At 39.9% G+C, this 22,082-nt stretch carries 21 protein-coding genes; 12 read left to right on the top strand and 9 right to left on the bottom strand.

Annotated elements, in window-relative coordinates:
* Positions 1-98 precede the first annotated feature (98 nt).
* The 3 genes from JI666_RS16820 to JI666_RS16810 are packed head-to-tail and all read right to left on the bottom strand — an operon-like array spanning position 99 to position 3,141.
* Positions 99-332, bottom strand: coding sequence for a hypothetical protein (locus JI666_RS16820; protein WP_206893978.1), 234 nt, complete (start codon positions 330-332; stop codon positions 99-101).
* Between the two features lies 1 nt (position 333).
* Positions 334-1,524, bottom strand: coding sequence for a Ger(x)C family spore germination protein (locus JI666_RS16815; RefSeq protein WP_206893976.1), 1,191 nt, complete (start codon positions 1,522-1,524; stop codon positions 334-336).
* 27 nt (positions 1,525-1,551) lie between these two features.
* Positions 1,552-3,141 carry a spore germination protein gene (locus tag JI666_RS16810; protein ID WP_206893974.1) on the bottom strand — a complete coding sequence of 530 codons (1,590 nt, stop codon included), beginning with the start codon at positions 3,139-3,141 and terminating at the stop codon, positions 1,552-1,554.
* A gap of 175 nt (positions 3,142-3,316) precedes the next feature.
* On the opposite strand from JI666_RS16810, the gene JI666_RS16805 reads away from it, so the two are divergent.
* From JI666_RS16805 to JI666_RS16775, 7 genes are all read left to right on the top strand, one after another.
* Positions 3,317-4,318, top strand: coding sequence for a DUF3231 family protein (locus tag JI666_RS16805; protein ID WP_206893972.1), 1,002 nt, complete (start codon positions 3,317-3,319; stop codon positions 4,316-4,318).
* Between the two features lie 67 nt (positions 4,319-4,385).
* Entirely contained in the window at positions 4,386-4,883 is a 498-nt protein-coding gene (locus JI666_RS16800) for a CBO0543 family protein (RefSeq protein ID WP_206893971.1), read from the top strand.
* A gap of 56 nt (positions 4,884-4,939) precedes the next feature.
* Positions 4,940-6,025 carry a GerAB/ArcD/ProY family transporter gene (locus JI666_RS16795; RefSeq protein WP_206893970.1) on the top strand — a complete coding sequence of 362 codons (1,086 nt, stop codon included), beginning with the start codon at positions 4,940-4,942 and terminating at the stop codon, positions 6,023-6,025.
* Positions 6,026-6,195: 170 nt separating this feature from the next.
* Positions 6,196-6,759 carry an HD domain-containing protein gene (locus JI666_RS16790; RefSeq protein ID WP_206893966.1) on the top strand — a complete coding sequence of 188 codons (564 nt, stop codon included), beginning with the start codon at positions 6,196-6,198 and terminating at the stop codon, positions 6,757-6,759.
* A 236-nt stretch (positions 6,760-6,995) separates the two neighbouring features.
* On the top strand, positions 6,996-7,241 hold the full coding sequence (locus JI666_RS16785) for a biotin/lipoyl attachment domain-containing protein (RefSeq protein ID WP_206893964.1): 246 nt from the start codon (positions 6,996-6,998) through the stop codon (positions 7,239-7,241).
* Between the two features lie 218 nt (positions 7,242-7,459).
* Entirely contained in the window at positions 7,460-8,650 is a 1,191-nt protein-coding gene (locus JI666_RS16780) for a dicarboxylate/amino acid:cation symporter (protein ID WP_206893962.1), read from the top strand.
* Positions 8,651-8,758: 108 nt separating this feature from the next.
* Positions 8,759-9,511: a class I SAM-dependent methyltransferase gene (locus JI666_RS16775; protein ID WP_206893999.1), complete on the top strand. Its 753-nt coding sequence runs from the start codon at positions 8,759-8,761 to the stop codon at positions 9,509-9,511.
* Between the two features lie 96 nt (positions 9,512-9,607).
* Here the strand turns inward: JI666_RS16775 and JI666_RS16770 are convergent, their stop codons facing one another.
* Entirely contained in the window at positions 9,608-10,291 is a 684-nt protein-coding gene (locus JI666_RS16770) for a bacteriorhodopsin (protein ID WP_206893960.1), read from the bottom strand.
* A 189-nt stretch (positions 10,292-10,480) separates the two neighbouring features.
* Between JI666_RS16770 and JI666_RS16765 the strand changes: the two genes are divergently transcribed.
* Both JI666_RS16765 and JI666_RS16760 read left to right on the top strand, forming a co-directional pair.
* On the top strand, positions 10,481-12,442 hold the full coding sequence (locus JI666_RS16765; protein WP_206893952.1) for a phospholipase D-like domain-containing protein: 1,962 nt from the start codon (positions 10,481-10,483) through the stop codon (positions 12,440-12,442).
* Positions 12,443-12,564: 122 nt separating this feature from the next.
* Positions 12,565-13,479: an exonuclease domain-containing protein gene (locus tag JI666_RS16760; protein WP_206893950.1), complete on the top strand. Its 915-nt coding sequence runs from the start codon at positions 12,565-12,567 to the stop codon at positions 13,477-13,479.
* Positions 13,480-13,555: 76 nt separating this feature from the next.
* On the opposite strand, the gene JI666_RS16755 is transcribed toward JI666_RS16760, so the two are convergent.
* Positions 13,556-14,185: a redox-sensing transcriptional repressor Rex gene (locus JI666_RS16755; protein WP_206893948.1), complete on the bottom strand. Its 630-nt coding sequence runs from the start codon at positions 14,183-14,185 to the stop codon at positions 13,556-13,558.
* A 413-nt stretch (positions 14,186-14,598) separates the two neighbouring features.
* Here JI666_RS16755 and JI666_RS16750 point away from each other — a divergent pair, with 413 nt between their 5' ends.
* Positions 14,599-14,901, top strand: a complete 303-nt coding sequence (locus JI666_RS16750) for a hypothetical protein (protein WP_349769351.1) — start codon at positions 14,599-14,601, stop codon at positions 14,899-14,901.
* Between the two features lie 363 nt (positions 14,902-15,264).
* Positions 15,265-15,480: a hypothetical protein gene (locus tag JI666_RS16745; RefSeq protein ID WP_206893947.1), complete on the top strand. Its 216-nt coding sequence runs from the start codon at positions 15,265-15,267 to the stop codon at positions 15,478-15,480.
* A gap of 54 nt (positions 15,481-15,534) precedes the next feature.
* On the opposite strand, the gene thiM is transcribed toward JI666_RS16745, so the two are convergent.
* Complete coding sequence (thiM, locus tag JI666_RS16740) at positions 15,535-16,329, bottom strand: hydroxyethylthiazole kinase (RefSeq protein ID WP_286170910.1); 795 nt, start codon at positions 16,327-16,329, stop codon at positions 15,535-15,537.
* A gap of 223 nt (positions 16,330-16,552) precedes the next feature.
* Here thiM and JI666_RS16735 point away from each other — a divergent pair, with 223 nt between their 5' ends.
* Positions 16,553-17,593, top strand: a complete 1,041-nt coding sequence (locus JI666_RS16735) for an STAS domain-containing protein (RefSeq protein ID WP_206893945.1) — start codon at positions 16,553-16,555, stop codon at positions 17,591-17,593.
* Between the two features lie 36 nt (positions 17,594-17,629).
* Here JI666_RS16735 and JI666_RS16730 read toward each other — a convergent pair whose 3' ends face one another.
* The 3 genes from JI666_RS16730 to JI666_RS16720 form a co-directional block, all read right to left on the bottom strand.
* Positions 17,630-17,869: a hypothetical protein gene (locus JI666_RS16730; RefSeq protein ID WP_206893944.1), complete on the bottom strand. Its 240-nt coding sequence runs from the start codon at positions 17,867-17,869 to the stop codon at positions 17,630-17,632.
* Positions 17,862-19,508, bottom strand: a complete 1,647-nt coding sequence (locus JI666_RS16725; protein WP_206893943.1) for an ABC1 kinase family protein — start codon at positions 19,506-19,508, stop codon at positions 17,862-17,864. Before JI666_RS16725 ends, JI666_RS16730 begins: the two co-directional genes overlap by 8 nt.
* A gap of 149 nt (positions 19,509-19,657) precedes the next feature.
* Positions 19,658-22,018: an FdhF/YdeP family oxidoreductase gene (locus JI666_RS16720; protein WP_206893941.1), complete on the bottom strand. Its 2,361-nt coding sequence runs from the start codon at positions 22,016-22,018 to the stop codon at positions 19,658-19,660.
* Positions 22,019-22,082 lie beyond the last annotated feature (64 nt).

Genomic DNA, 22,082 nt, shown 5'->3' with positions numbered 1-22,082 from the left:
ATTCGCTTCACCGTCAGCGTTCTATAAAAACTATAAAAAAGCGAGTTAAAATTTCGGATTTTGACTGTGTCCATATTTAGGGGGCTTGACCACAGGCACTACCTAAGCAGGGCAAAGAGAAACTGACTCATTGGCTTATATACAAATGTGATAAGGTCCAATGGGTTAGCAAGGTGTACATGTATGATTTGAGCAACTAATAGGGGATACCCAATAAGAAGGAGAATGGAGTAAGTCCATAGCTCTTTCTTTTTCTTGTTTTTCCTAAATTCAGGAATTTCTACGATACTAAAAGCGAGAATAATTATTCCAATTATTAAGGCGAACCACACACTAGTCATCTCCTTTTCTTTGGAAGGATTCTGTAATGGTTCCGAGACGCGGTATGGTTGCGTGTACTTCATAATTCACTTTAACTTCTTGGAAATCATCGTCCCAGTTTTTTTTCATTACTTTCCACTCATTTGGGTTACTTCTGTAAAGTAAAGTTCCAAAGCCAAAGATATCGCTATTCAACTCTTTAGCTGCTTTAACTGACTTTTCCATCTTGTCTTTCACATCATTCTCAACTTTGTTTTCAAGTTCTTCAAGGTTCTTGGGGTTTGTAAAGTCCATGCTGCACTCAACATCTCCTACGTTACCTTCCATTCGAATGGTAGCTGTAACAGTAGGGATGTGGTTTTTTAATTGGATCTTTAATTTAGTGTTGGTATTAATCACTTCAACTGATGCAGCGTTGTCAGAGCATGGAACATTTATAATGGTACTTTCCACATTATCTTGTAGATAATTGAATCCTTTGCTTTCATCTTCGTTTAGCCAACCTACAAGCTTATCACCTTTAAATACGCCGATATTTCCAATTTGGATCGTCGTTGGTGGGTCTACTTTCTCTACATTTTTCATATCCATTCCAATTTCAGGATCCCCCTTCAGATTAATTCCTGTGAGAACTGCCTCAACCCCATCTCCTACAAGTGTATTAATTAACTCATCTAACTTGACGGTATGAGTCGGAGCCCAGTTTTTCTCAGACATCTCAAGGGAAGATACCATTTTACTCGCTGGGATTTTATCCATTGGTGTAAGGATATTAAGAAGTTCTTCTGCTTTAGTGTCTTTCGCAATAACAAGTAAGAAATCTGTTCGCATTTCATGGTCTCGTGAGAGAAAGTCGAGCGTTTTTAAGATGCCACTTTTTGCTAATTCTTCACCGAATACCACTTTTTGGACGTGTGAGAAATATACTTTACGTGGAGCTTCAACTGTTAACCTGCGAAATGCTTGAAATAATGTTTCACCACTCGTTCGATACGTAGTGACAGCTGCACGGCTCGTTGGATTTTGTGAAACAATTTCGCCTGGATTTAGTATTTGGACAGAGAGTAAATAACCATCGTCGCTTTTATCAATACCGATAGCAGTTGCAATTGCAACCTGGTTAAGTTCTTTGCTACTCCAACAGCTTGTAAGTGTAATTAAGCATAGGACAAGGGGGAGGAGATGACATACAAAACGTTTCATGTTCTTATCCACCTTCTAATCAAATGTTCATTTTGAATCCGGTTTTGGAGACGAAGTTTGATTTCGCGTTGTATTTTTGCTCATAAATGCTGGTCGCGAAAGCAGGGCCCACTGCGGAGCACGAAAAATAGCATCTTTTTGATCCTTCATCACAAGAGGAGCCATAGGTGACATGTAAGGTGCACCAAAAGAACGAAGACCACAAAGGTGGAGCACCATTGCGATAAGGCCGAGAATAATACCAAATAAGCCAAAAGTCGCTGCAAGAATCATAAACGGAAATCGAAGAATACGAACGGAAATGGCCATGTTAAAGGCAGGCATAACAAAACTACTAATGGCAGTGATTGAGACGACGATAACCATAGCATTTGAGACAATTCCCGCTTCTACTGCTGCCTGCCCGAGTACAAGAGCTCCAACGATAGAGATGGCAGAGCCAACTGCTCTCGGCATACGTACACCTGCTTCACGCAGTATTTCAAAGGTAAGCTCCATTAGAACTGCTTCAATCAATGCAGGGAAAGGGATTCCTTCTCGCTGTGCAGCAAGACTTACGAGAAGCGGGGTTGGGAGCATCTCTTGATGAAAAGTGGTGACAGCAATGTAGGCTGATGGAGTGAGTAGCGCTAGAAAAAATGAAAGATAGCGAAGAAGTCGAATGAGCACACCTTGATCAAAGCGCTGGTAATAGTCCTCACTTGATTGAAAGAATTGGACAAATAGTGCAGGAACGAGTAGCACAAATGGTGTTCCATCGATAATGATTGCAATCCGTCCTTCAAGAAGACCAGCAGCAACTGTATCCGGCCTTTCAGAGTTGAAGATTGTCGGGAATGGGGAGTACGTCTCATCTTGTATCAGTTCTTCAATATTGGCACTTTCAAGAATTCCATCTATATTAATGCGACTAAGACGCTCACGTACTTCATCGACCAGCTTCGGCTCAACAACACCGTTCAAATATATAAGAGCCACATCTGTCATCGTCTTTGTTCCAATTGGAGTTGTTTCAATCCAGAGGTTAGGATCTTTAATCTTTCGACGGATGAGCGCTGTATTCGTTCGAAGTGTTTCCGTGAATCCATCTTTTGGACCACGAATAACCGTTTGGGATGTTGGCTCATTAACACCGCGATCTTCCCATCCTCTTGAACCAATCGCAACTCCTTGTGCCTCTCCATCAATAAGAATTGCTGTATCACCTGATAACACATGTTGAAAGAGTGTATCAAAATCTATTATTGGAATCATTTCTCCTGAAGCGAGTGAAAACGTTTTTAAGATATCGAGATGACTTTTGTTTCGAAAGGCGTCACTTGTAAGATCTGATTGACGGATATCAAGCATTAACGGTTCAATAATAAAATCCTGAACCATAGCTTTGTCTGCTAGACCGTCCGTATAGAACACAGCAAGATGCATTGATCCATCAACACCTGCTTTAAATTCTCTAATGACAACGTCCGAACTTTCGCCAAGTGTTTTTTTGATGTGTTCGATGTTTTTCTTAAGGCTGAAGTGGAAAGAGGATACGTTTTGTGAAGAAGGAGTCGTTTGTTCATTTACAGTAGGTCTTTTTTTTCTTCTTTCACCCAATTTACGGATACGTTTCATAGCAAAACTCCTCAGGCATAATCTACTATGTATCTTGTCACCTTGAGTCTTTTTTATCCCTGACTTTAACGATTCAGTGTTAGGTAGGTGAATGTATAAATGATTAAGAGAGTCACATACTACCTTCTGTATAAATAATAGTACGACAAGGCTGATCGAGGGGGAAATTGTTCTAATGGCAAACAAACCGAAAATGAGTTCAACAGAGATCGGTGCATTGTGGATGACTTATCAAAAGAAAACAGTGATTCTGAGGATGCTGGAGTACTTTATTGAGAAATCAGATGATAAGAAAGCCAAACATTTAATGGAAGGATTATGGAAGAAACTGAATCCGAAAGTGAAGCAAATAGAAGTGATGTTTCAAAATGAAGGGGCTGCAGTACCAATAGGATTCACAAGTGATGATGTGTTTAAAAATGCTTCAAAGCTATATGATCATGGCTTTGACATTATGTTCATGCGTGTATTAAAAGAAATTAGCATGGCGATGTATACCTTGCACTTGAGCATGGCGTATAGAGAAGACATCGTTAAGTTGTATATGGACCTAACGCATCTCACACAAACCTATTATAATGAATTTACTCAATATCTCCTTACCCTTGGTATTCTTCCACGTCCAACATATATATCCGCACCAGAGTCAGTTGAATTTATTACTGACAAGAAATACATGAAGAGATCTAGTCTTTTTGGCTCAAAACGAGCGATTAGTACAATTGAATTTGCTTACCTCTACCATAGTATTGAAACGAATATTACAGGTATGCAAATGATAACTGGGTTTGCTCAAACTGCCCATGATGAGAAAGTGAGAAAGTATTTTAGAAAAGGAAAAGAACTTTCGAAAGAGATCATTATAGAAACAGGTAAAATTCTTCAGCAAGAAGATATTCAAATACCTGCTACACCTGGAGGCAACGTGACAACCTCACAAGAGGCGCCTTTTACGGATAAATTAATGATGTATTGTACGTACCTGTTGAGTAACTTTGGTATAGGTGGACAGAGCTTTGGTGCTGCGTTCGGTTTGCGGAATGATTTGATTTTGAAATCAGGAGTGTTTGCTAAAGATGTCTATGAATACGCGCGTGAGGGTGTTGAATTAATGATTGCGAATAATTGGATGGAGGAACCTCCGCAAATGGATCATCATGATGACCTTATTACATAGACATTTCCATTGATTTAAACACTCCATGCCCCTCTTAATGGTAACAGGGTAGAAAGAGGAGAAAAAAATGAACTTATTCCTTGGATTATTCGTCATCTTCCTTTCTATTTGGAAAGGGGATTGGCGTAATTGGGAAAAATATTATCCTAGTATGCTTTATATAGCTCTAGCGACGTTTGTATATGAATATATTTCGCATGAACATTTTCTATTGTGGGAACTTCAAGAAGACTCCTTTATTAATAGGACAAACACTCATTTTGTTCATAACTTAATTATTAACCCACTATCGGCATTTGTTTATTTATCTAACTTTCCCACTGAAGGCATAGTTAGAATGATCATTTATAACGGTAAATGGATAATTGTCTTTTGGATAGTTGAATGTGTCGCATCATGGATGAACATCATCACTTACCACAATGGATGGAATTTAGGGTGGTCTTTACTATTTTTAACAGTGATGTTTCCAATGGTGCATCTTCATCATGTGAATAAACGCCTCGCTCTTCCTCTGTCTGTCTTCTTTACAGTGTTGCTTCTCTTTCTTTTTGATTACATTTAAGCCCATGGCATGGAATCGAAGAACCTAATATAGGAGCCTTAAGGAAGGTGTAAAGCTTGAAACGAGAAACAATCAATTCGCGTCAATTAACCTGGTTAGTCTCACTTTATATCATTGGAAGTTCAATTTTGATCATACCTTCTTCACTTGCAGGTGAAGCGAAACAAGATGCGTGGATGGCAGCCACCCTAGCTGGAGTAATAGGTATCCTCCTTGTTTTTTTCTATAGCTTGTTCATTAACAAATTTCCAGATCTCACAATTATTCAAGCCAATGAAAGAATTCTTGGAAAGTGGCTCGGTAAAATGGCTTCATTGTCCTTCTTTAGTTTCACTTTTTTGCTAGCTGCACTTGTCCTTCGTAACATAGGTGATTTCTTTACAACCCAAATTCTCATTGAAACTCCTCTAGAGGTTATTTTTGCTGTTTTTTTAGTGGTGATTATAATGGGGGCTAGATTAGGGATTGAAACAATAGCACGCGCTTGTGAAATTTTCTTTCCGTGGGTTTTCGGTTTGTTATTTATTCTTGTCGTTCTTCTTCTACCGGAAATTAAGTTCGAAAATATCCAACCAGTGTTCGATGGAGGTTTCAAGCCTATTCTAAGAGCCACTCTACCTTTTATAGGTCTACCATTTCTAGAGCTAATCATTTTTTTAATGATTCATCCATCTGTTAATGCTACTAAAAGTGTTAGAAGAGATTTTCTAAAAGGCACTATAGTTGGGGGACTAATGCTGTTTGCCGTAATAGTCTTATGCCTACTTGTACTGGGGGTAGACTTCACAGCAAGAAATACATATCCAACATATGTTCTTGCTAAAAAAGTTAACATAGGACAATTTATTCAGCGAATTGAAGTCATAGTTGCAATTATGTGGATGTTGTCAATTTACTTTAAATTAGTCCTCTTGTACTATGTTTCTGCGCTAGGATTATCTCAAGTGATTGAAATGGAAGATTATCGACCGCTCCTCTTTCCACTAGGGATTATTACCATTGTATTAGCTAAAATTAGTTATCCTGATATTGTTTATGTGCAAGAGTTCATCTCCAAAACCTGGATTTTCTACGCTTCAACTTATGGATTTCTACTCCCTTTATTTCTACTTCTGATAGCGAGAATAAGAAAAATTATATAAGAAGAAAGTATTCGACAAAAAACGAGTTAAATCGGGTGGTGCCTGTGAAGCTACTCGATTTTATTTATATCTACTCTAGTCATTCATATCAAAAACGACAAAGAAAGGGGCAGAACTATGTTCTTTAACATATATAGAACATAAACACCTTTTGAAGAGGAGTGTCGATTATGGATGCAGTGGAAATAATTACTTTCATCAAAGAACTCGAAAGATTAAAAGATACGACTCGAACAGCTTATATGAAAAGCGGAAGACGAGAAAGTGTAGCAGAGCATTCCTGGAGGCTCGCAATGTTTGCACTCGCACTTAATGATCAGTTCCCAGAACTAAACATGAACAGAGTGATCTACATGTGTCTTGTACACGATTTAGGTGAGGCCTATGATGGCGATATTTCAGCGACAATAAAAGTTGATCAACAAGAAAAAATAAGAAAAGAAGAAGAAGCAGTGAAGAAGCTAACTTCCTCATTGCCACTTACGAAAAGCAATTCCATTCTAACTCTTTGCAAAGAATATAATCGAGGTATAACAAATGAAGCGAAATTCGTAAAAGCGCTGGATAAAATCGAAACGATTATCCAACATACACAGGGCACAAATCCACCTGGGTTTGATTACGCATTTAACCTTACTTACGGCAGTGAATATGCCGATCACCATGTTATTCTAAAATCATTACGAGAAGAAATCGATAAAGATACAAAGAATAAAATGGAAGAGAATGCCTGAATCCAATCAATCAGGCTTCTTTTTTTATTTTACAAAGAGATGAAGCGTTTTCTTTAAGGACAAGAAAAAATCAACGGATTTAAGGGGTTGTCAAATTCAAAAAAGCAGGTAAAATGGACGCAAGGTTTAGATTTCAATTGTTTCGCATCATAGAAATGCAAGTGAGACATATCATGAAAGTATATAAGAACCGTTCCTAAAAGGAACCATTACATGCACGAAAGGGGAAACAATTCATGAATCGTTCAGTGGTCTGTCCATGTGAGGGAGTAATCGAAAAGATATTCGTCAATCACGCATCTCGTGTATACGAATGGGAGCCAATGTTTGTCATTCGCAACGGGCAGGGCAATACAGAGAAAGTTACGCTAGGTGTCAGCGGAGAAATTTCTGAACTTCATGTGAAAGAGAATGACCGTGTAACAGGTGGCTTTGTTCTCGCATCAATGAAAGAAGATGATTTTGTAACAGGAAGTGACTGATCTTTGAAGTCTCTTAGTCTGATTAAATAAAGAATGGCGCAAGCGCTTAGCGGGAGACCGTGTGCTTGCGCTTTTGTTATTCTGGTTGGGGCAATTTGGTAAAAGTTTTGTAATAAAAACTTTTTTTGATACAAATGCCTTGCTAGAATGCTGTGTTTTTAGTAAAGTACACATATATTACATCTGAGAAGGACAAATGTTTTTGTATGGAGGACACTATGAAGAAAATTGGACTATTGCCACGTATTCTTATTGCCATTACGCTCGGAATTGTGATTGGAGCATACTTTCCGGACTGGATTGTACGAGTGTTTGCGACATTCAACGGAATTTTCGGGAACTTTCTTGGATTCGCGATTCCGCTTATTATCATAGGCTTCATTGCACCTGGAATTGGTGAGATTGGAAAGGGAGCTGGTAAGTTAATAGGTATTACGACTTCTGTAGCGTATTTATCTACATTTCTTGCAGGATTACTTGCGTTTTTCGCCGCTAGAAACCTTTATCCATTATTCCTTGAAACAGGTGGCGTTGCCTCTGAAATGGGGAATCCTGAAGAATCGTTACTGAAACCATTCTTCCAAGTCGACATTCCACCAATTATGGGCGTTATGACTGCGCTTGTATTAGCATTTACACTCGGACTTGGGATGGCAGCTATGAAAGGGAATCAGCTTAAAGGTGTTATGGTAGAATTTCGCACCATTATTGAAAAAGTGATTAGCTTTGTTATTATCCCGCTTCTTCCTCTTCACATTTTGGGGATTTTTGCAAACATGACAAGCGCGGGACAAGTTCAAACGATTCTTAGTGTATTTGCGAAAGTGTTCGTTATGATTATTTTGCTTCATATGACGATGCTTCTCATTCAATATAGTGTAACAGGTGCAGCGACATCGCGTAATCCGTTTAAACTTCTAAAAGAGATGATGCCGGCTTACTTTACAGCGCTAGGTACACAGTCATCAGCGTCAACCATTCCAGTTACGCTTAGACAAACAAAGAAGAACGGTGTTCGCGAGAAGATTGCTGATTTCAGTGTTCCACTACTAGCAACTATTCATCTCTCAGGAAGTACGATTACCATTGTTTCCTGCGCGATGGCCGTCATGCTACTGAATGGACAGGACCCAACATTTGCATCAATTATTCCTTTTATTCTGATGCTTGGTATTACAATGATTGCGGCACCTGGGGTTCCAGGTGGTGCAGTGATGGCAGCAATTGGTTTGCTTGAAAGCATGCTTGGATTCGATTCAACAATGGTGTCTCTTATGATTGCACTTTACCTTGCACAGGACAGCTTCGGTACAGCTTGTAACGTGACAGGTGATGGTGCACTTTCAGGTCTGGTTGATCGTCTAACTTCCAAAAAGAAAACAGATGAAAGCGTAGCGAAAGTAAGTTAACGCTAGAAGAGAACAGGACAACCTGTTCTCTTTTTGATGTTTTTGCTTATTATAATAAAGGAGCTTTCTTGTATGATCTCGAACTTGAAGTAGGAGGGAGAGGTGAAAATGCAAAAAGAAGTTCTTACACAAAACAAAGAAAGCTGGAATGTGGTGGCACACCACTTTGATGGAGTGGATGCCTTACCAAGCTATGGGCCATACTCACAAACAGAGGACGAGCTTAACTTGTTTGGCGATCTAGCCAAAAAGAAAGTTCTTGAAATTGGCTATGGAAGCGGGCATTCGTTACGGTACATGGCAAACGCTGGAGCGAGTGAATTATGGGGTGTTGATCTGTCTCTGAATCAGAAACATACTGCTGAACAAACGCTAGCGGATCTTACCACTCATCTTTATTGTGCACCAATGGAAGAAGAGATTGGATTGCCAGCAGATTATTTTGATGTTGTATACTCCATTTTTGCGATTGGGTGGACGACTGATTTAGAAGCAACATTTAAGTTGATCTATTCGTATTTAAAAAAAGGTGGGAGCTTTATTTTCAGCTGGGATCATCCACTATACGTTCATTTAAAAAGCATTAATGGCCAAATTACCCTAACTGGTTCTTATCAGGATGAAGGTCCTCATACGTTTCTGAATTTCAAAGGTGAGGATGCGACAATGGTTATCCAGAAACGAAAAATGAGCACCTACATAAATGAACTTATTAAAGCTGGATTTACGATCCAAGAAGTGATTGAAAGTGATGTTACCGAGAATGATAAAAAAGGCGAAGCAGGAATCTCTGACCGGTATTATTCTCTCTACAAAGCGAGGAAGTTCCCGGCGACAATGATTATTAAAGCTGTGAAATAAATTGAAAGTAGATAAAGAGTATGGTCGCTTAAACTCATTCCTACGTGGAACATTCAAAAAGCACCTGAACTGTAATCGTTCAGGTGCTTTTTGCGTTTAGTTTGTTTTAAGTTTACGTAAACCATGTAGATCTAGTAACCCGAAGCCAACTTTTGAGAAAATCGGCAGAATCACGAACGCTAGTGTATCAATGATGCCTTGAGTCATTCCAATACCAGATGCACCGAGAACCCATGCAGTTGGATAAAGTAACCAGAAAAAAGTGAGATAGAGGGCAACACGTTTGTAGTGCTTGGATAGCTGTTCGTGACGGTCTGCGATTCTCTTTAACGGTATCCATGTAATAAGGAGAATAATAAAGAGGGCAATCACACCGAGAGAGTACCAGATGTATTTAAGGGAGTCAGGCGAAAAATCGGCAATTAATCCTGTTAGGATCATAAAAACATCTGTTGCCATGATCGATGCAATAAGAACTTTGTTTTTCTTCGTTTCATAGAACATAGCGGTTAAGGCAAGGGCCAGTACGAGAAGGGGTGTAGAAACAAGCCAATCCAGGTATCGTGCAAAAAAGATCGTCTTATCAGCCCGCTCGACAAAACCTTGTCCAAGAGCAATAGATAAGTACGCTACTCCTGACCAGGAGGTAATCATAATCGCAACCACATATTCGTAGAGCGGAACACCCTCTGGCTTCCTGCTAAGTATGAAAAAGTAAATAGCAGCAGAAATCATCACAACAAAATAAAAATAATAGAGAAAAACTTCAATTTCATTCATGGTCATTACCCCAGTTTCATGAGATGTTATCCATTATTGTCAATAAGTAGAATATTATTCAATCTATTGGAAGGGTTCTGATTGTAAATTTGAAATTTACAAACTATTTTAACGAAAACCCTATAAAAAAAACGTCGAATTATGTAAGATGAACCGGTACGCATCTTATTTCCTGGGGAGGATCACAACATGAAGAAAATGGTGAAACTACTTGCAACTGCAAGTCTAGCTTTAACGATTGCTACACCTGCAATGCCAACTCCGACTGCGGAGGCGGCAAGTTCAGGTGAAGTTGTTATTAATGAAATTGCGTGGATGGGGACGACAGCGGACTACAATGATGAATGGGTTGAACTATACAACAATACTAGCTCTCCTGTTTCTCTAGATGGTTGGAACCTGGCTTCTACAGATGGTACTCCATCTATTCCATTAACCGGAACCATTCCTGCAAACGGGTATTATCTACTTGAAAGAACAGATGATAGTACAGTTTCAGAGGTTTCTGCGAATGAGACTTATAGTGGAGCAATGGGGAATACCGGAGAAGTACTAGAGTTACGAGATTCGGGTGGCGCTTTAATTGATAACGTTGATGCTTGGCACAGTGGCGATAATGACACGAAAGCGACAATGGAGCGGATTGATTCGAATGGTAGCGGTACAGATGCATCGAACTGGAATACTTCAACAGGTAGTTACGCTGAAGGAATTGGAACTCCTGGAGTCTCTAATTCACAGGGCTCTACCCCTACAGGCGCATGTACAGATACAGCTGAACATTTGAATCAGGTTTCAAACGCACCTGATGCGATCAATGTGTATTTTAACAAATGTGCGCTCGACCAATACGCATCTCCAGGAAATGAAGCGAATTATAATGTGAACCTTGAAGATCGTCTACTAAATCGCATTAATGGTGCGACATCAAGTATCGATTTTGCTACATATGAAATTAATCTTCCAAAAGTAGTAGATGCTTTAATTACTAAAGCAGCGGAAGGCGTAGATGTACGGGTTATTGCGGATGCAAAGGATGCGACAGACCCTCATTATGTCGAACGTTTTGAGTTAATGAGACTATATGTGGAAGAAATGGTAAGAGGAGAAGACATGGTGATTGGAACTGCTGATGACATTACAATCCTTTCTGATTCACCAATGCTTGCTGTTGAAGATCAAGCGAAACGAGCAGATCACGGCCTTCCATCTTCACCTGACGATTTTCCACAGAAAACAATTATGGTTGGTAATACAGAGATGACTGGTTATTTATTTGTCGATGCAGAACAGCAAAGCGATGGAACGTACTACTCACCAGGCACGCAAATGCATAATAAATTTGCGGTTATCGATGATAAATGGGTGTTCACTGGTAGCTGGAACTTCACGGTAACTGGTCTTTATGGATCAGATGAAAATATGCAAAACGGAGTATTAGATGGAAATCAGCAGCATGTTGTTGAAGTGAATTCTTCTGAGCTTGCTGGCATTTATGAAACTGAGTTCAATGAAATGTGGGGTAGCAATACGTTAACACCTAACGTCCAGAATGCTGATTTTAGCTCACGTAAAACAGATAACACCGTTCACGAATTAACAATTGGTGGTAAAGAAATGGAAGTTTATTTCTCACCTGGAGACAATGCAGTAGACCATATGGCTGAGCTTGTGAAATTGGAAGCTGATCTTAACACCTATTTCACCATTTTCGCATGGAGTGATCAGGCTCTCGTTGATGAACTGAAGAATAAGTGGGAAGGATCTTATACAGATCAGCAAGGAACGCTAACTGGTTTTGATGTTAAAGGCGTCTTTGACAGCAGCTTCTGGAACCAGTGGTGGTCTGCAAGCATTGAGATGACTGGCCAAACGGTAACAGGAAGCACGAACAACCCGAATACACGCTGGGCAAATGCAGCACCTGTATATAAGGATGCTGAATCTCGTAAACTTCATAGTAAAACAATGATTATCGACGCTGATACGAACAGTGATCCAACTGTCATCGTTGGTTCAACGAACTGGAGTACAAATGGTAATGATATAAATGATGAGAATATGCTTATTATTCACGACACAAACATTACTAACCAATTCGTGCAGGAGTTTAACGCCCGTTATACGCAAGCTGGAGGCACAGTCCAGTAGATCCTATAGTTCTACAAAAGGAGTAGCTGATTTCAGCTACTCCTTTTGTAGAACAAAAAGTTGGACGATTATATCAGAACCTTCTAAGATAGATTTATAGATGTGAAAAAAGGAGTTAAGCGATGGATTTTGTAGCGCTAGATTTTGAAACGGCCAATTCTTCAAGAGGTAGTGTTTGTTCAATTGGACTTGTTGAATATGAAAAGGGAAAGTTGAAAAAAGAATATTATCGGCTAGTTAAACCAAAGCAAAATTATTTTGCTGGTATTAATGTAAGCATTCACGGTATTACAAAAGACGATGTAGCTGATGCACCAGAGTTTGATGTTCTTTGGGAGAGTGAAATTCGAGAGCTACTCGAAGGGAAGTTTCTTGTAGCACACAATGCTCAGTTCGATATGAGTGTATTGCGAGCAGTTCTTGATCAATACAATCTTCCATATCCGATGCTTGCCTACAATTGTACAGTGAACATTTCGAAGAAAACGTGGGCGTTGCCTCGTTATAAATTAAATGTAGTGTCTGATTATCTAGGAATCGAACTAGATCATCACCATGCATTAGATGATGCACGAGCGTCTGCTGAAATTCTATTAAAGGCTGCAGAAGAATTACGTGCAACCAATGTGAAAGAGCTTGTTGATAAAACGAACACAACGAACGGAATGATGTTTGACACAAGCTATGAACCTGCTAAATTAAACAAACGACGCCAAGCTAAGAAGCAGGCAGAATCATTTGTAGCCGCTACTTCTGAACATGATACAAATCATCCTTTTTATCATACTTCCATTGTGTTTACAGGCAAATTGGATAGGATGAAAAGGGAGGAAGCGATTCAACGTATTGTTGATTTAGGAGGGAAGTGGCAACGCAATGTAGAAGCTTCGACGAACTATCTAATTGTCGGAAATGCTACGTTTCGTAATTATAAAAATGGAGTGAAAAACAGCCAGTTAGAACGTGCTGAAACATTACTCGCACAGGGGCATTCCATTGAAGTTATTTCTGAGGCTGATTTTCTAAAACATTTGTAGCGCTCATCCTAAGGATGAGCGTTTTTTGTACATTCATAACGAATACTGACCTCTGAATTCGTCAGTCGTTCACTTGTTATAAGAAATTGATTAGAAATGCTAGAGTATCAAGCTCTTTCGCTAAATCAATCTGATGAAGATGGATGTTAGACGGTAGATTAAGATAAGCAGATGAGAAGTTCATGATTCCCATGATGCCAGCCTCTGTTAAAGTTTCAGAAATGAGTTGAGCGGATGCCGCAGGAATCGCGAGAATAGCAACAGTTATTCCAGGTGTCATACGCTGAGGAATTTCATCAATATGATAAACAGGAACGCCTGCAATGGTTTTCCCAACAACTTTTGGATTGTTGTCAAAAACCATTTTTATTTTAGGGGATGCTTTCCTAAGATGATTGTAATGAAGTAGAGCAGTTCCTAGACGTCCGGCACCAATAAGTGCAGCCTCTGGTTCTGCATTCTCATTAACGATGTGGTGAAGATGATTGACGAGTTTCTTAACTTCGTAGCCAGCTCCTTTTCGTCCAGGTGCTTTAATCTTGGAGAAGTCTCTTCTCACGAGATCAGATTTCAGATTAAGGGCACTCCCAATCTCAACAGAAGAAATGGCTTTCTGTCCAGATTTCTTTACGCTTTTCAAATAAGAGAGGTAGAGTGGGAGACGTTTAATTGTTGCATTTGGAAGTTTGTTCTCTTCCTTTTTCATAATATTACCTCCGTCTAACTAGTACGCTTTCCCCTCTATTATAATCCTAATCTAGCAAAGTGCAATTTGCAAAATACTCCAAAAGTATCCGTGCTTTTATGTAAACGTTGTTGTTTCCTCTGTAAGAGTAGTGGTTGATTTTCGCTCCAATCACCAATGGAATGTAGCTAGTTCTCAAAACGATTTACAAAACAAAGAATATAGAGTAAACAAAATGATAAGAAACGGTTTTTTCTTGTTGCACACACTAAGTCCAATCCATTCGACTAGATTCTGTAGTCTTCCTCCACTATAGGCGAGTAAGTCGTCGAAAGTCGGAAATCTATCCAGTTGCATAAACTAAAAAATGGTGAAACAGTCACTCTTCATCAATCTCCCTTAACTTTTTAAAGTAGATGTAGAGACTCAGTTTAATGCCACACTCGTTAGGGAATCATTTTGTAGAGAAGCGAGGTGAGCTTATGGATCCGTCATTTGGGTTTATTATCAATATTGCTATTGCTATTTATTTATTTGTAGATGCAAGAAAGCGTGATAAAAGTGCGTTTTTCTGGGCGATTATTGGTTTAATTATTGGACCGATCGTTCTAGGTATTTACTTTATTCAAACAGGGCGCAAAGGAATTGGCTGGGCGATTGTCATACTTGCGATTATCTGGTATATTATTGCAATTGTATTTGGCATTCTTGCTGCGATTTTTGGCCTGTTTCTATAAGGAAAACCTGAAGCGAATGCTTCGGGTTTTTTCATTATCTTGTAAATTATCAAGGTAAATACTGACAAAAGGCTAAGCTAGTGATAGGCTGATTACGATGGAGAGAAGTAAAGGACCGTTTATAAGAGACTTTGTTAGCGGGGGTTTATACGGGAAGATTGAGTGATTTAGTCACTAAACCTCAGCTATTTCGTTCTAGTTTGTATAATATTAAGTTTAGACTGGGGTTTGAGTAACCTACTAAAGAGGAAAGCATTACTACAGACTACAAAAATCGTGTTCGAGAGCTATGGTAAAATGAAGCAGTTCAACTTGTCGAAAGACTTGCTTGAACTCATCAGATACAGGCTCAAGGGGGAAGTAATGGATGAAGAAACAAAAGTGATGGAGTGGATCACTTCTGAATTAGAACCTGAATCATGCACTTTGCAAGATTATCCCGTTTATCAAGCAGGGAAACGCATCATTGATCGAAGCGGAGATTATTTAATCGTCTACTTTCATCCGTTACTTGAAAAAGTTGTTTATACGTTTAAAGGGATAGAGGATCATTATTTCATTGCTTATCATTTTTGTTAATTCAGTTGTTCCTGAAAGGGAGCGTGGTTATAAACCACGCTCCCTTTTGGTGTTCTATTGAATTCTTTCTTCAATTTGTACAGGTGTTAAGAGGGAAAGCTGATTTAGCAGTTCAATTTGAAAGCTACCAGGCCGATCGCCACCTGTCTGTTCTGCTGCTATTTCGCTTGCTACACCATAGAATGCAAGTGCTCCATAAGCTGCTAGAAGTGGGTCTGATTCAATAGCAGCAAAAGCACCAAGTAAAGAGGAAAGTAAGCAGCCTGTTCCAGTTACTTTCGTTAGCATACGATGACCGTTCGATAGACGAGTCGTTGTTGTTCCATCTGAAATCGTATCAATCTCTCCGGTCACAACAACGGTACAGCCGAACATAGAAGCTGCTTTAGATGCAAGAGCATCACGATTTCTAGGGCCTTCACTTGCATCTACACCTTTTATTGCCCATTTTTTACCTGCGATGTTTGCGATCTCTGCAGCATTGCCTCTAATAAACTGCACATCAATTTCTTTCAATATCCGTCTTGCCGTTTCTGTACGATAGGGAGTGGCACCTGCCCCAACTGGATCGAGTATCACGGGAATATCCACCTCGTTCGCAGCTTTACCAGCAAGTAGCATAGCTTCGACCACTTCTTCTGTAAGTGTACCGATGTTTAGTACGAGTGCACCTGCTAGTTTAGCCATATCAGCTACTTCCTCACGTGCATAAGCCATCACAGGGCTCGCTCCGGCTGCTAGAAGGCCATTTGCAGTGAAGTTCGTAACGACTGTATTTGTAATGTTATGAATGAGTGGTGAAGTTTCACGAACTTTTGTAATGAGAGCAGCCACCTGTGCTTTTTCCAATACGAACACCCTTTCTATCATATGTTTTGCATATAACAATCTTCGTCATTATTGTACCAATAAGTATGGATTGTTTAAATTGAAAAGGGGGTCAGACACGTCTCTGACCCCCTTTTCAATTTATGCTGACAATATAGAGATTATCTGAGACAATAGCACGTAGAGGAAAGAATTGTAATTGAATGGTAGGCTTAGAAAGATATCTAAACAGTGGAGGTTTATGATGAATAATGAAATAACGACTGGACACTATACGAGAGATGTAAATGGGTTACAGTTGGAGTGGGATATGAATGAAGGAACGTTTACGTATGAAGGTGATGGCGTTATTTTATTTTGGATCAATACAGCTTTTAAAGTATTTATTGACTCCATAGAAGAAATAGCCGGAAACGAAGAAGCTCGTCTCGTTCTTGAAACAGCTGGGTACCGAACAGGTGAAAATGTAAGTGGCTTTTACCATGAATCAATGGGGGACGTAGAGCAAATTGTTTCGTCTCTTCCAAACCTCTATTTGACCGCTGGTTGGGGTGTTACAACAATAGATAAAGTATCAAACGAAGAAAAAACAGCTGTTGTTCGAGTGAGGAATAGCTGGGAATACAAATTAAACATAGCTCAGGAGAAAACCACAGAAGGTACGTTTATTCCTGGGCATTGGGCTGGCGTTTTTAGTGGTCTTTTTGGAGAGAGTGTTTGGTATCGAGTAGTAAAGAGTCAAATTGAGGGCGACGACTATTCAGAATATGTTTTCTCTCCATCTTCCATTACCCCTAAAGAGAATATTCTTTCTATGATTAAAGAGAAGAATCGTGAAGAAATCGGCATGCTAGAGAAAAAAGTTTCTGAGCGAACAGAAGAACTCCAAAATCTGATTAAGGAACTATCATCGCCCATTATTCCTGTTCTCGATAACATTGTTGTCATTCCACTAATTGGGCGTTTTAACGATGAACGATCAGAAGAGTTAATGACAAAAACGCTTAATCAATTACCTGACTATCAGGCACATACGTTAATTCTGGATTTAACCGGCATTTATGGAGTGGATGAGTATACAATTGATTTAATGCAAAACTTAGTAAGCGCATGTCGTTTGTTAGGAGTTGATACGATATTTGTTGGTGTGTCTCCAAAGCTAAGTATGCTAATGGTACAGTCGAGAGCTGACCTTGAGGGAATGGTTTGTTTAAGTACTCTTCAGCACGGAATCCACTACGCTCTTGCGCAAGAAGGTTTACACATTATAGGGGAAAATAAATAGAAAGAGGGAGACGTTTTGTCTCCCTCTTTCGTACATTTAAGGTCTTGCGTACCTATTCCAGAATCGCAATATCCACGAGAATGGAAATGGTAGGCGGTAACCCGCTTTTTCTAGTTGCTTTAATAGATTGATGAAAGCACCCCCAACGCGTCTTTTTTGTTTTAATTCTTCTTTATTTCCTTTTACCGTAATTCGGTAACCATCCGTTAAACCTTCTATTCTCACTTCAGATCGACCAAGTTTTTCTGTTGTTTCTTTCATCACGTTGTCATCCATTAGGATCACCTCTCCTTTTGTGCCAAACTCTTTTTTCAACTGTGTTACTTACGATGAGTAATAGTAAACTAATCCCCCCAGTTATCGATGTTGCAAGGAACAGATCAGGAAGCTTGAGGGATAGGCTAACAAAGAAGCCGATCACACTAATGACAAGAAAACAGAAGCTATAATGTTTGTTCCAAAGCAAGCTCCTCGCGTGGGATTCTTTTCTTTTAACAGTTTCTTCCCAGATTCTGTGCTGATCGAGTTCATTTGAAAGACGTTCTAACGGATTTTCGAAAGAGGTAAAGCGAGCATATAGCTGCCTTAGAACTTTCGTTGGATCATACCGCTTATCAGATGATTCCTCCCGATTGATCCATTCCTGTACAATGGGTTTACCTTCCTCGATTAAATTAATCTCAGGATCAAGCGTATAGAGGATACCAACGATGGTCGAGATTGCTCGTCCAAGGAAGGCGAATTCACTAGGTAGTTGAATCGGTTGTTTATTTACGAGCTTCTGTACTTCTCTTAACACTTGTTCAGCCGTATCTTCATCCATCATCGTCAGATCTTGTTCTACAAATAGGGTTACGAGTGTTTGGATCGCTTTTTCTACTTGACGTTTATCAGAATTGGGTAGAAGAAAGCGGAGTTCTTCGAGTGCGTCTGTCACATCTCTATATTGACTAAGGACTATCCCTGTAATCAGCTTACGAATGGAAAGGGCATCATGCGCTTCAATGTGTCCAACCATTCCAAAATCAATAAAGACAATCGTTCCATCATGCTGAATAAGAATATTTCCTGAATGGGGATCAGCATGGAAATACCCTTCTTGTAAAAGTTGTTCTAGATAGCCTTCTAGTAACTTACGAGCTAGACCCTGTCTGTCAATGTCATTCTCATCGATATATGAGAGGTTCGTAATGCGAGCGCCTTCCATCCATTCCATTACGAGCACTTTCTTAGTTGACCATTCAGGAAAGTAACCTGGTATCCGATAACCTTGGTTGTCTTTGTAGCGTTCCTGAAAATGAAGTCCATTCTTCAATTCTTTTTTGAAATCTAGTTCATCTTCAATAACATGTCGAATTTCTTCATATAACCGAGCTAGATCAAGCTGATTACCGTAAGAAGTGAACGTATCCATTAACCAAAACACAATGCGAAGTGCTTTGAAATCAGCTCTAATAATTTTGCGAATAGAAGGGCGTCGAATCTTAAGTGCCACTTCCTCACCTGATAATAAGTGTGCACGATACACTTGACCAATTGATGCTGAAGCAATGGGGCGTTCGGATATATTCTTGATGACGTCTTCATAATCAGAAGCCCATTCATCTTCAAGGATTCGCTTCGCTTTCTCCCATGGGAAGGAGGGGACGCGATCGACAAGATCTTCAATTTCTTCTAGAAATACCTTAGGAAGAATATCAGCTCTAGTGGATAGAAACTGACCGAGCTTAACGAGTAATCCTTCAAGGCGAATCGCTTTTTCTTTGTACTCTTTTGCTTGTTTCTTTAACAACGCTTTCCATTGTTCTTGATCCCATGAATGCTTGCTTTTTCTTCGGAAGCGTTCAAGCTGTAGGAAGAACTTAATTGACATCCAAACAATTAGTGTTATGCGATATAGCGAATTGAATTTCATTTACTTCACCTGATTCTTTTAAAGTACGTATAGTGGTTAACATAGCCTATTTCGCTATATTGGAAACAATTTTAATAACAATGTTGCACATTCCCAAGAAAAAAATGCCTCGGCTCAATCTAGCCGGGGCATTAGGATCATGAAACATTCTAGACGGGTGCATCCACTTCAAGATCTTCCATTACTTTCTCTTGGTATTGTACATCTTTCCGTGCATGAAATCGGTCAGCTTTTTCAACGGTTACAGTAATATTGTAGTCGGGAATACCGGCATATTTCTCATAGCGTCCTCGAGGTAATAGGAAATTACCTTCTGGGAAATGAACCTCTAGATTACCAGGTGCAATGTCCACGAATGTCGCTCGGCCCTGAAATACACCAAATCCATTATATACAACAATGCCTTCTCCTTCGGCAATGCTTAACTTACTAGCATCATTCCCATTCATCAATACATCATAGCGTTCAGCACTATTGAATGGATCTTTCTCTTTATAAACCATTGAGTTGAATTGCTTACCTCGTCGTGACGTAACGATAAATTGTCCTTCTTTCTTCCCAAGGTCTGGAATCTCGACTGGAATAAGATTTCCTTTGCCATCAGGTGTTGGACACATGCCGCCTTCGCACAACCAGGCGCCGCCCCACTGGAACACATCGCCTTTTTTCGTTAATCGCTGAACGCCATCGTAGTCTTTGTTAGCAATCGCAATTTCATTTCGAATGTCCTGACCCGATTTGAAGTCAACAAAGTGCGCTGTATCTGGTTTCACACGTTTCGCAAGGTCGATGTAGATCTTCCACTCAGAGCGCGCTTCTGCCACTTGGTTATTGTTGCCTTCAATTTCAGGAGAGAAGTATACCATCCGTTCTGTTGAGGTAGAGGTACCGCCGCCTTCCTGCTCATATCGCGTCCTAGCTGGGAGGACAATGACAGCTTCCTTCGCATCAACTAGGGTAGATGTGTTCAGAATAATATCTTGATGGACACGGATTTCGAGTTCTGATAATGCTTTTTCAATAAAGTCTGGATCAGGCATTGTTTCAAGGAAGTTTCCACCCGATAAATAGTAGAGTTTGATCTTACGTTCGTGATCTTCTGGAAGAACGATGTTTTCAAGCGTGACGCCAACAATGTCTCCCTGCCATTTAGGAAGCTCAAATCCCCAAATCTGTTCCATTCGAGAAATATTGTCAGGGTCGAAACCACTTCCAGGAAGAACGAATGGATCTGCGCCCATTTCACCTGACCCTTGGACGGATGAGTGACCGCGGAACGGCATGAGTCCATTGTTTTTACTTCCAAGAAACCCTCGTAGAAGAGCAAGGTTTGCTACTTGAGAGATGTTATCTGTAGCAAAGGAGTGCATTGTTAATCCTAATGCCCAAGCGAACACCGCACTTTTACTTCTCGCGAGCAGTTCAGATAGTTCAATGATCCGTTCTTTTGAAATTCCTGATGACGAAATAATAGCATCCCAATGTTGTTCTTGAACATTTGCTTTGAGTTCTTCATAGCCATTTACGTGCTCTGCAACGAAATCGTGGTTTATGGCAGAGCCGTGTTCGTTCTCTTCCATTTCAAACCAGTGCTTCATAATCCCGTGCATAAAAGCAATATCGCCACCTACGTTAACTTGATAGAAGTCGTCTGCTACTTTTGTTCCGAAGAGGGCAGATTCAGCATTAGATGGAATCCAGTACTTATCCATAGCAGGCTCTTTATACGGGTTAACCATAATGATTTTGGTACCTCTTTTTTTTGCTTCAAGCATGTATTTCGTTGAAACGGGTGAGCTATTTGACGCTACGCTACCCCAAAACATGAGAACATCTGTCCCAAACCAATCCTGATAGTTCACTGTTGAAGCACCGACACCAATTGAACGTTTAAGCGCCGTTTTACTAGGAGAGTGACAGATACGTGAAGCATTGTCTACATTATTTGTTCCGAGAAAACGCGCTACTTTACCTGCTACATAATAAGATTCATTGGTGATGCCTCGGGATGTAAGGTAGAAGGCGTATTGTTTCGGATCTAATTGTTTCATTTTATCTGCAATCAGATCCATCGCATCATCCCAATTAAGACGAGAGAAGTTTCTCTCTCCTTTTCTTCGAATTAAAGGGTAGGGAATTCGCCCTAATTTACGTAATTCAGTGCTACTGTATTGACGTAACTCATCAATGTCAGAATGAAGGATGTCTTCATCAATAGCAGGCATGGTGTTTAATCGAAGAACATTTAATCGCGTTGTGCACACGTGAGGTCCTTTCAGTGTTTGATCATATAGTCCAGAAACACCGAGAGCACAGCCATCACAAACACCCTGTGTAAGAATTTTCGTCGCGTAGCCGATATTATCTTTGTTCTCCCACGCAATTTTCATCGTATCTCGGAAATGCTGTGGCTTCACTTTGCCTAATCCAAAAGGAATTGGACTTACCCAATGTCTCGGTTGAGGCTTCTTCGTTGCTTTAATTGGTCCCTGGTGTTTTGTGTCACCCATATCGCTCACTCCTATGTTAGTGGTGGTAAATAAATAAAAAACCACCGCCTGCCCACATCATTAC

The sequence above is a fragment of the Bacillus sp. NTK071 genome, assembly GCF_017303315.1.
Classification (GTDB): Bacteria; Bacillota; Bacilli; order Bacillales; family Guptibacillaceae; genus Guptibacillus.
The sequence above is the reverse complement of the archived record's forward strand: the minus strand, read 5'-3'. Positions and strand labels throughout refer to the sequence as shown.

Coding starts and splice junctions, on each gene's coding strand:
- JI666_RS16770 (WP_206893960.1), bottom strand. CDS start 10,291: ATGAATGAAATTGAAGTTTTTCTCTATTATTTTTATTTTGTTGTGATG.
- JI666_RS16720 (WP_206893941.1), bottom strand. CDS start 22,018: ATGGGTGACACAAAACACCAGGGACCAATTAAAGCAACGAAGAAGCCT.
- JI666_RS16755 (WP_206893948.1), bottom strand. CDS start 14,185: ATGAAAAAGGAAGAGAACAAACTTCCAAATGCAACAATTAAACGTCTC.
- JI666_RS16785 (WP_206893964.1), top strand. CDS start 6,996: ATGAATCGTTCAGTGGTCTGTCCATGTGAGGGAGTAATCGAAAAGATA.
- JI666_RS16805 (WP_206893972.1), top strand. CDS start 3,317: ATGGCAAACAAACCGAAAATGAGTTCAACAGAGATCGGTGCATTGTGG.
- JI666_RS16765 (WP_206893952.1), top strand. CDS start 10,481: ATGAAGAAAATGGTGAAACTACTTGCAACTGCAAGTCTAGCTTTAACG.
- JI666_RS16775 (WP_206893999.1), top strand. CDS start 8,759: ATGCAAAAAGAAGTTCTTACACAAAACAAAGAAAGCTGGAATGTGGTG.
- JI666_RS16725 (WP_206893943.1), bottom strand. CDS start 19,508: ATGAAATTCAATTCGCTATATCGCATAACACTAATTGTTTGGATGTCA.
- JI666_RS16800 (WP_206893971.1), top strand. CDS start 4,386: ATGAACTTATTCCTTGGATTATTCGTCATCTTCCTTTCTATTTGGAAA.
- JI666_RS16730 (WP_206893944.1), bottom strand. CDS start 17,869: ATGGATGACAACGTGATGAAAGAAACAACAGAAAAACTTGGTCGATCT.
- JI666_RS16780 (WP_206893962.1), top strand. CDS start 7,460: ATGAAGAAAATTGGACTATTGCCACGTATTCTTATTGCCATTACGCTC.
- JI666_RS16735 (WP_206893945.1), top strand. CDS start 16,553: ATGAATAATGAAATAACGACTGGACACTATACGAGAGATGTAAATGGG.
- JI666_RS16815 (WP_206893976.1), bottom strand. CDS start 1,524: ATGAAACGTTTTGTATGTCATCTCCTCCCCCTTGTCCTATGCTTAATT.
- JI666_RS16750 (WP_349769351.1), top strand. CDS start 14,599: ATGCCACACTCGTTAGGGAATCATTTTGTAGAGAAGCGAGGTGAGCTT.
- JI666_RS16760 (WP_206893950.1), top strand. CDS start 12,565: ATGGATTTTGTAGCGCTAGATTTTGAAACGGCCAATTCTTCAAGAGGT.
- JI666_RS16745 (WP_206893947.1), top strand. CDS start 15,265: ATGGATGAAGAAACAAAAGTGATGGAGTGGATCACTTCTGAATTAGAA.
- JI666_RS16810 (WP_206893974.1), bottom strand. CDS start 3,141: ATGAAACGTATCCGTAAATTGGGTGAAAGAAGAAAAAAAAGACCTACT.
- JI666_RS16790 (WP_206893966.1), top strand. CDS start 6,196: ATGGATGCAGTGGAAATAATTACTTTCATCAAAGAACTCGAAAGATTA.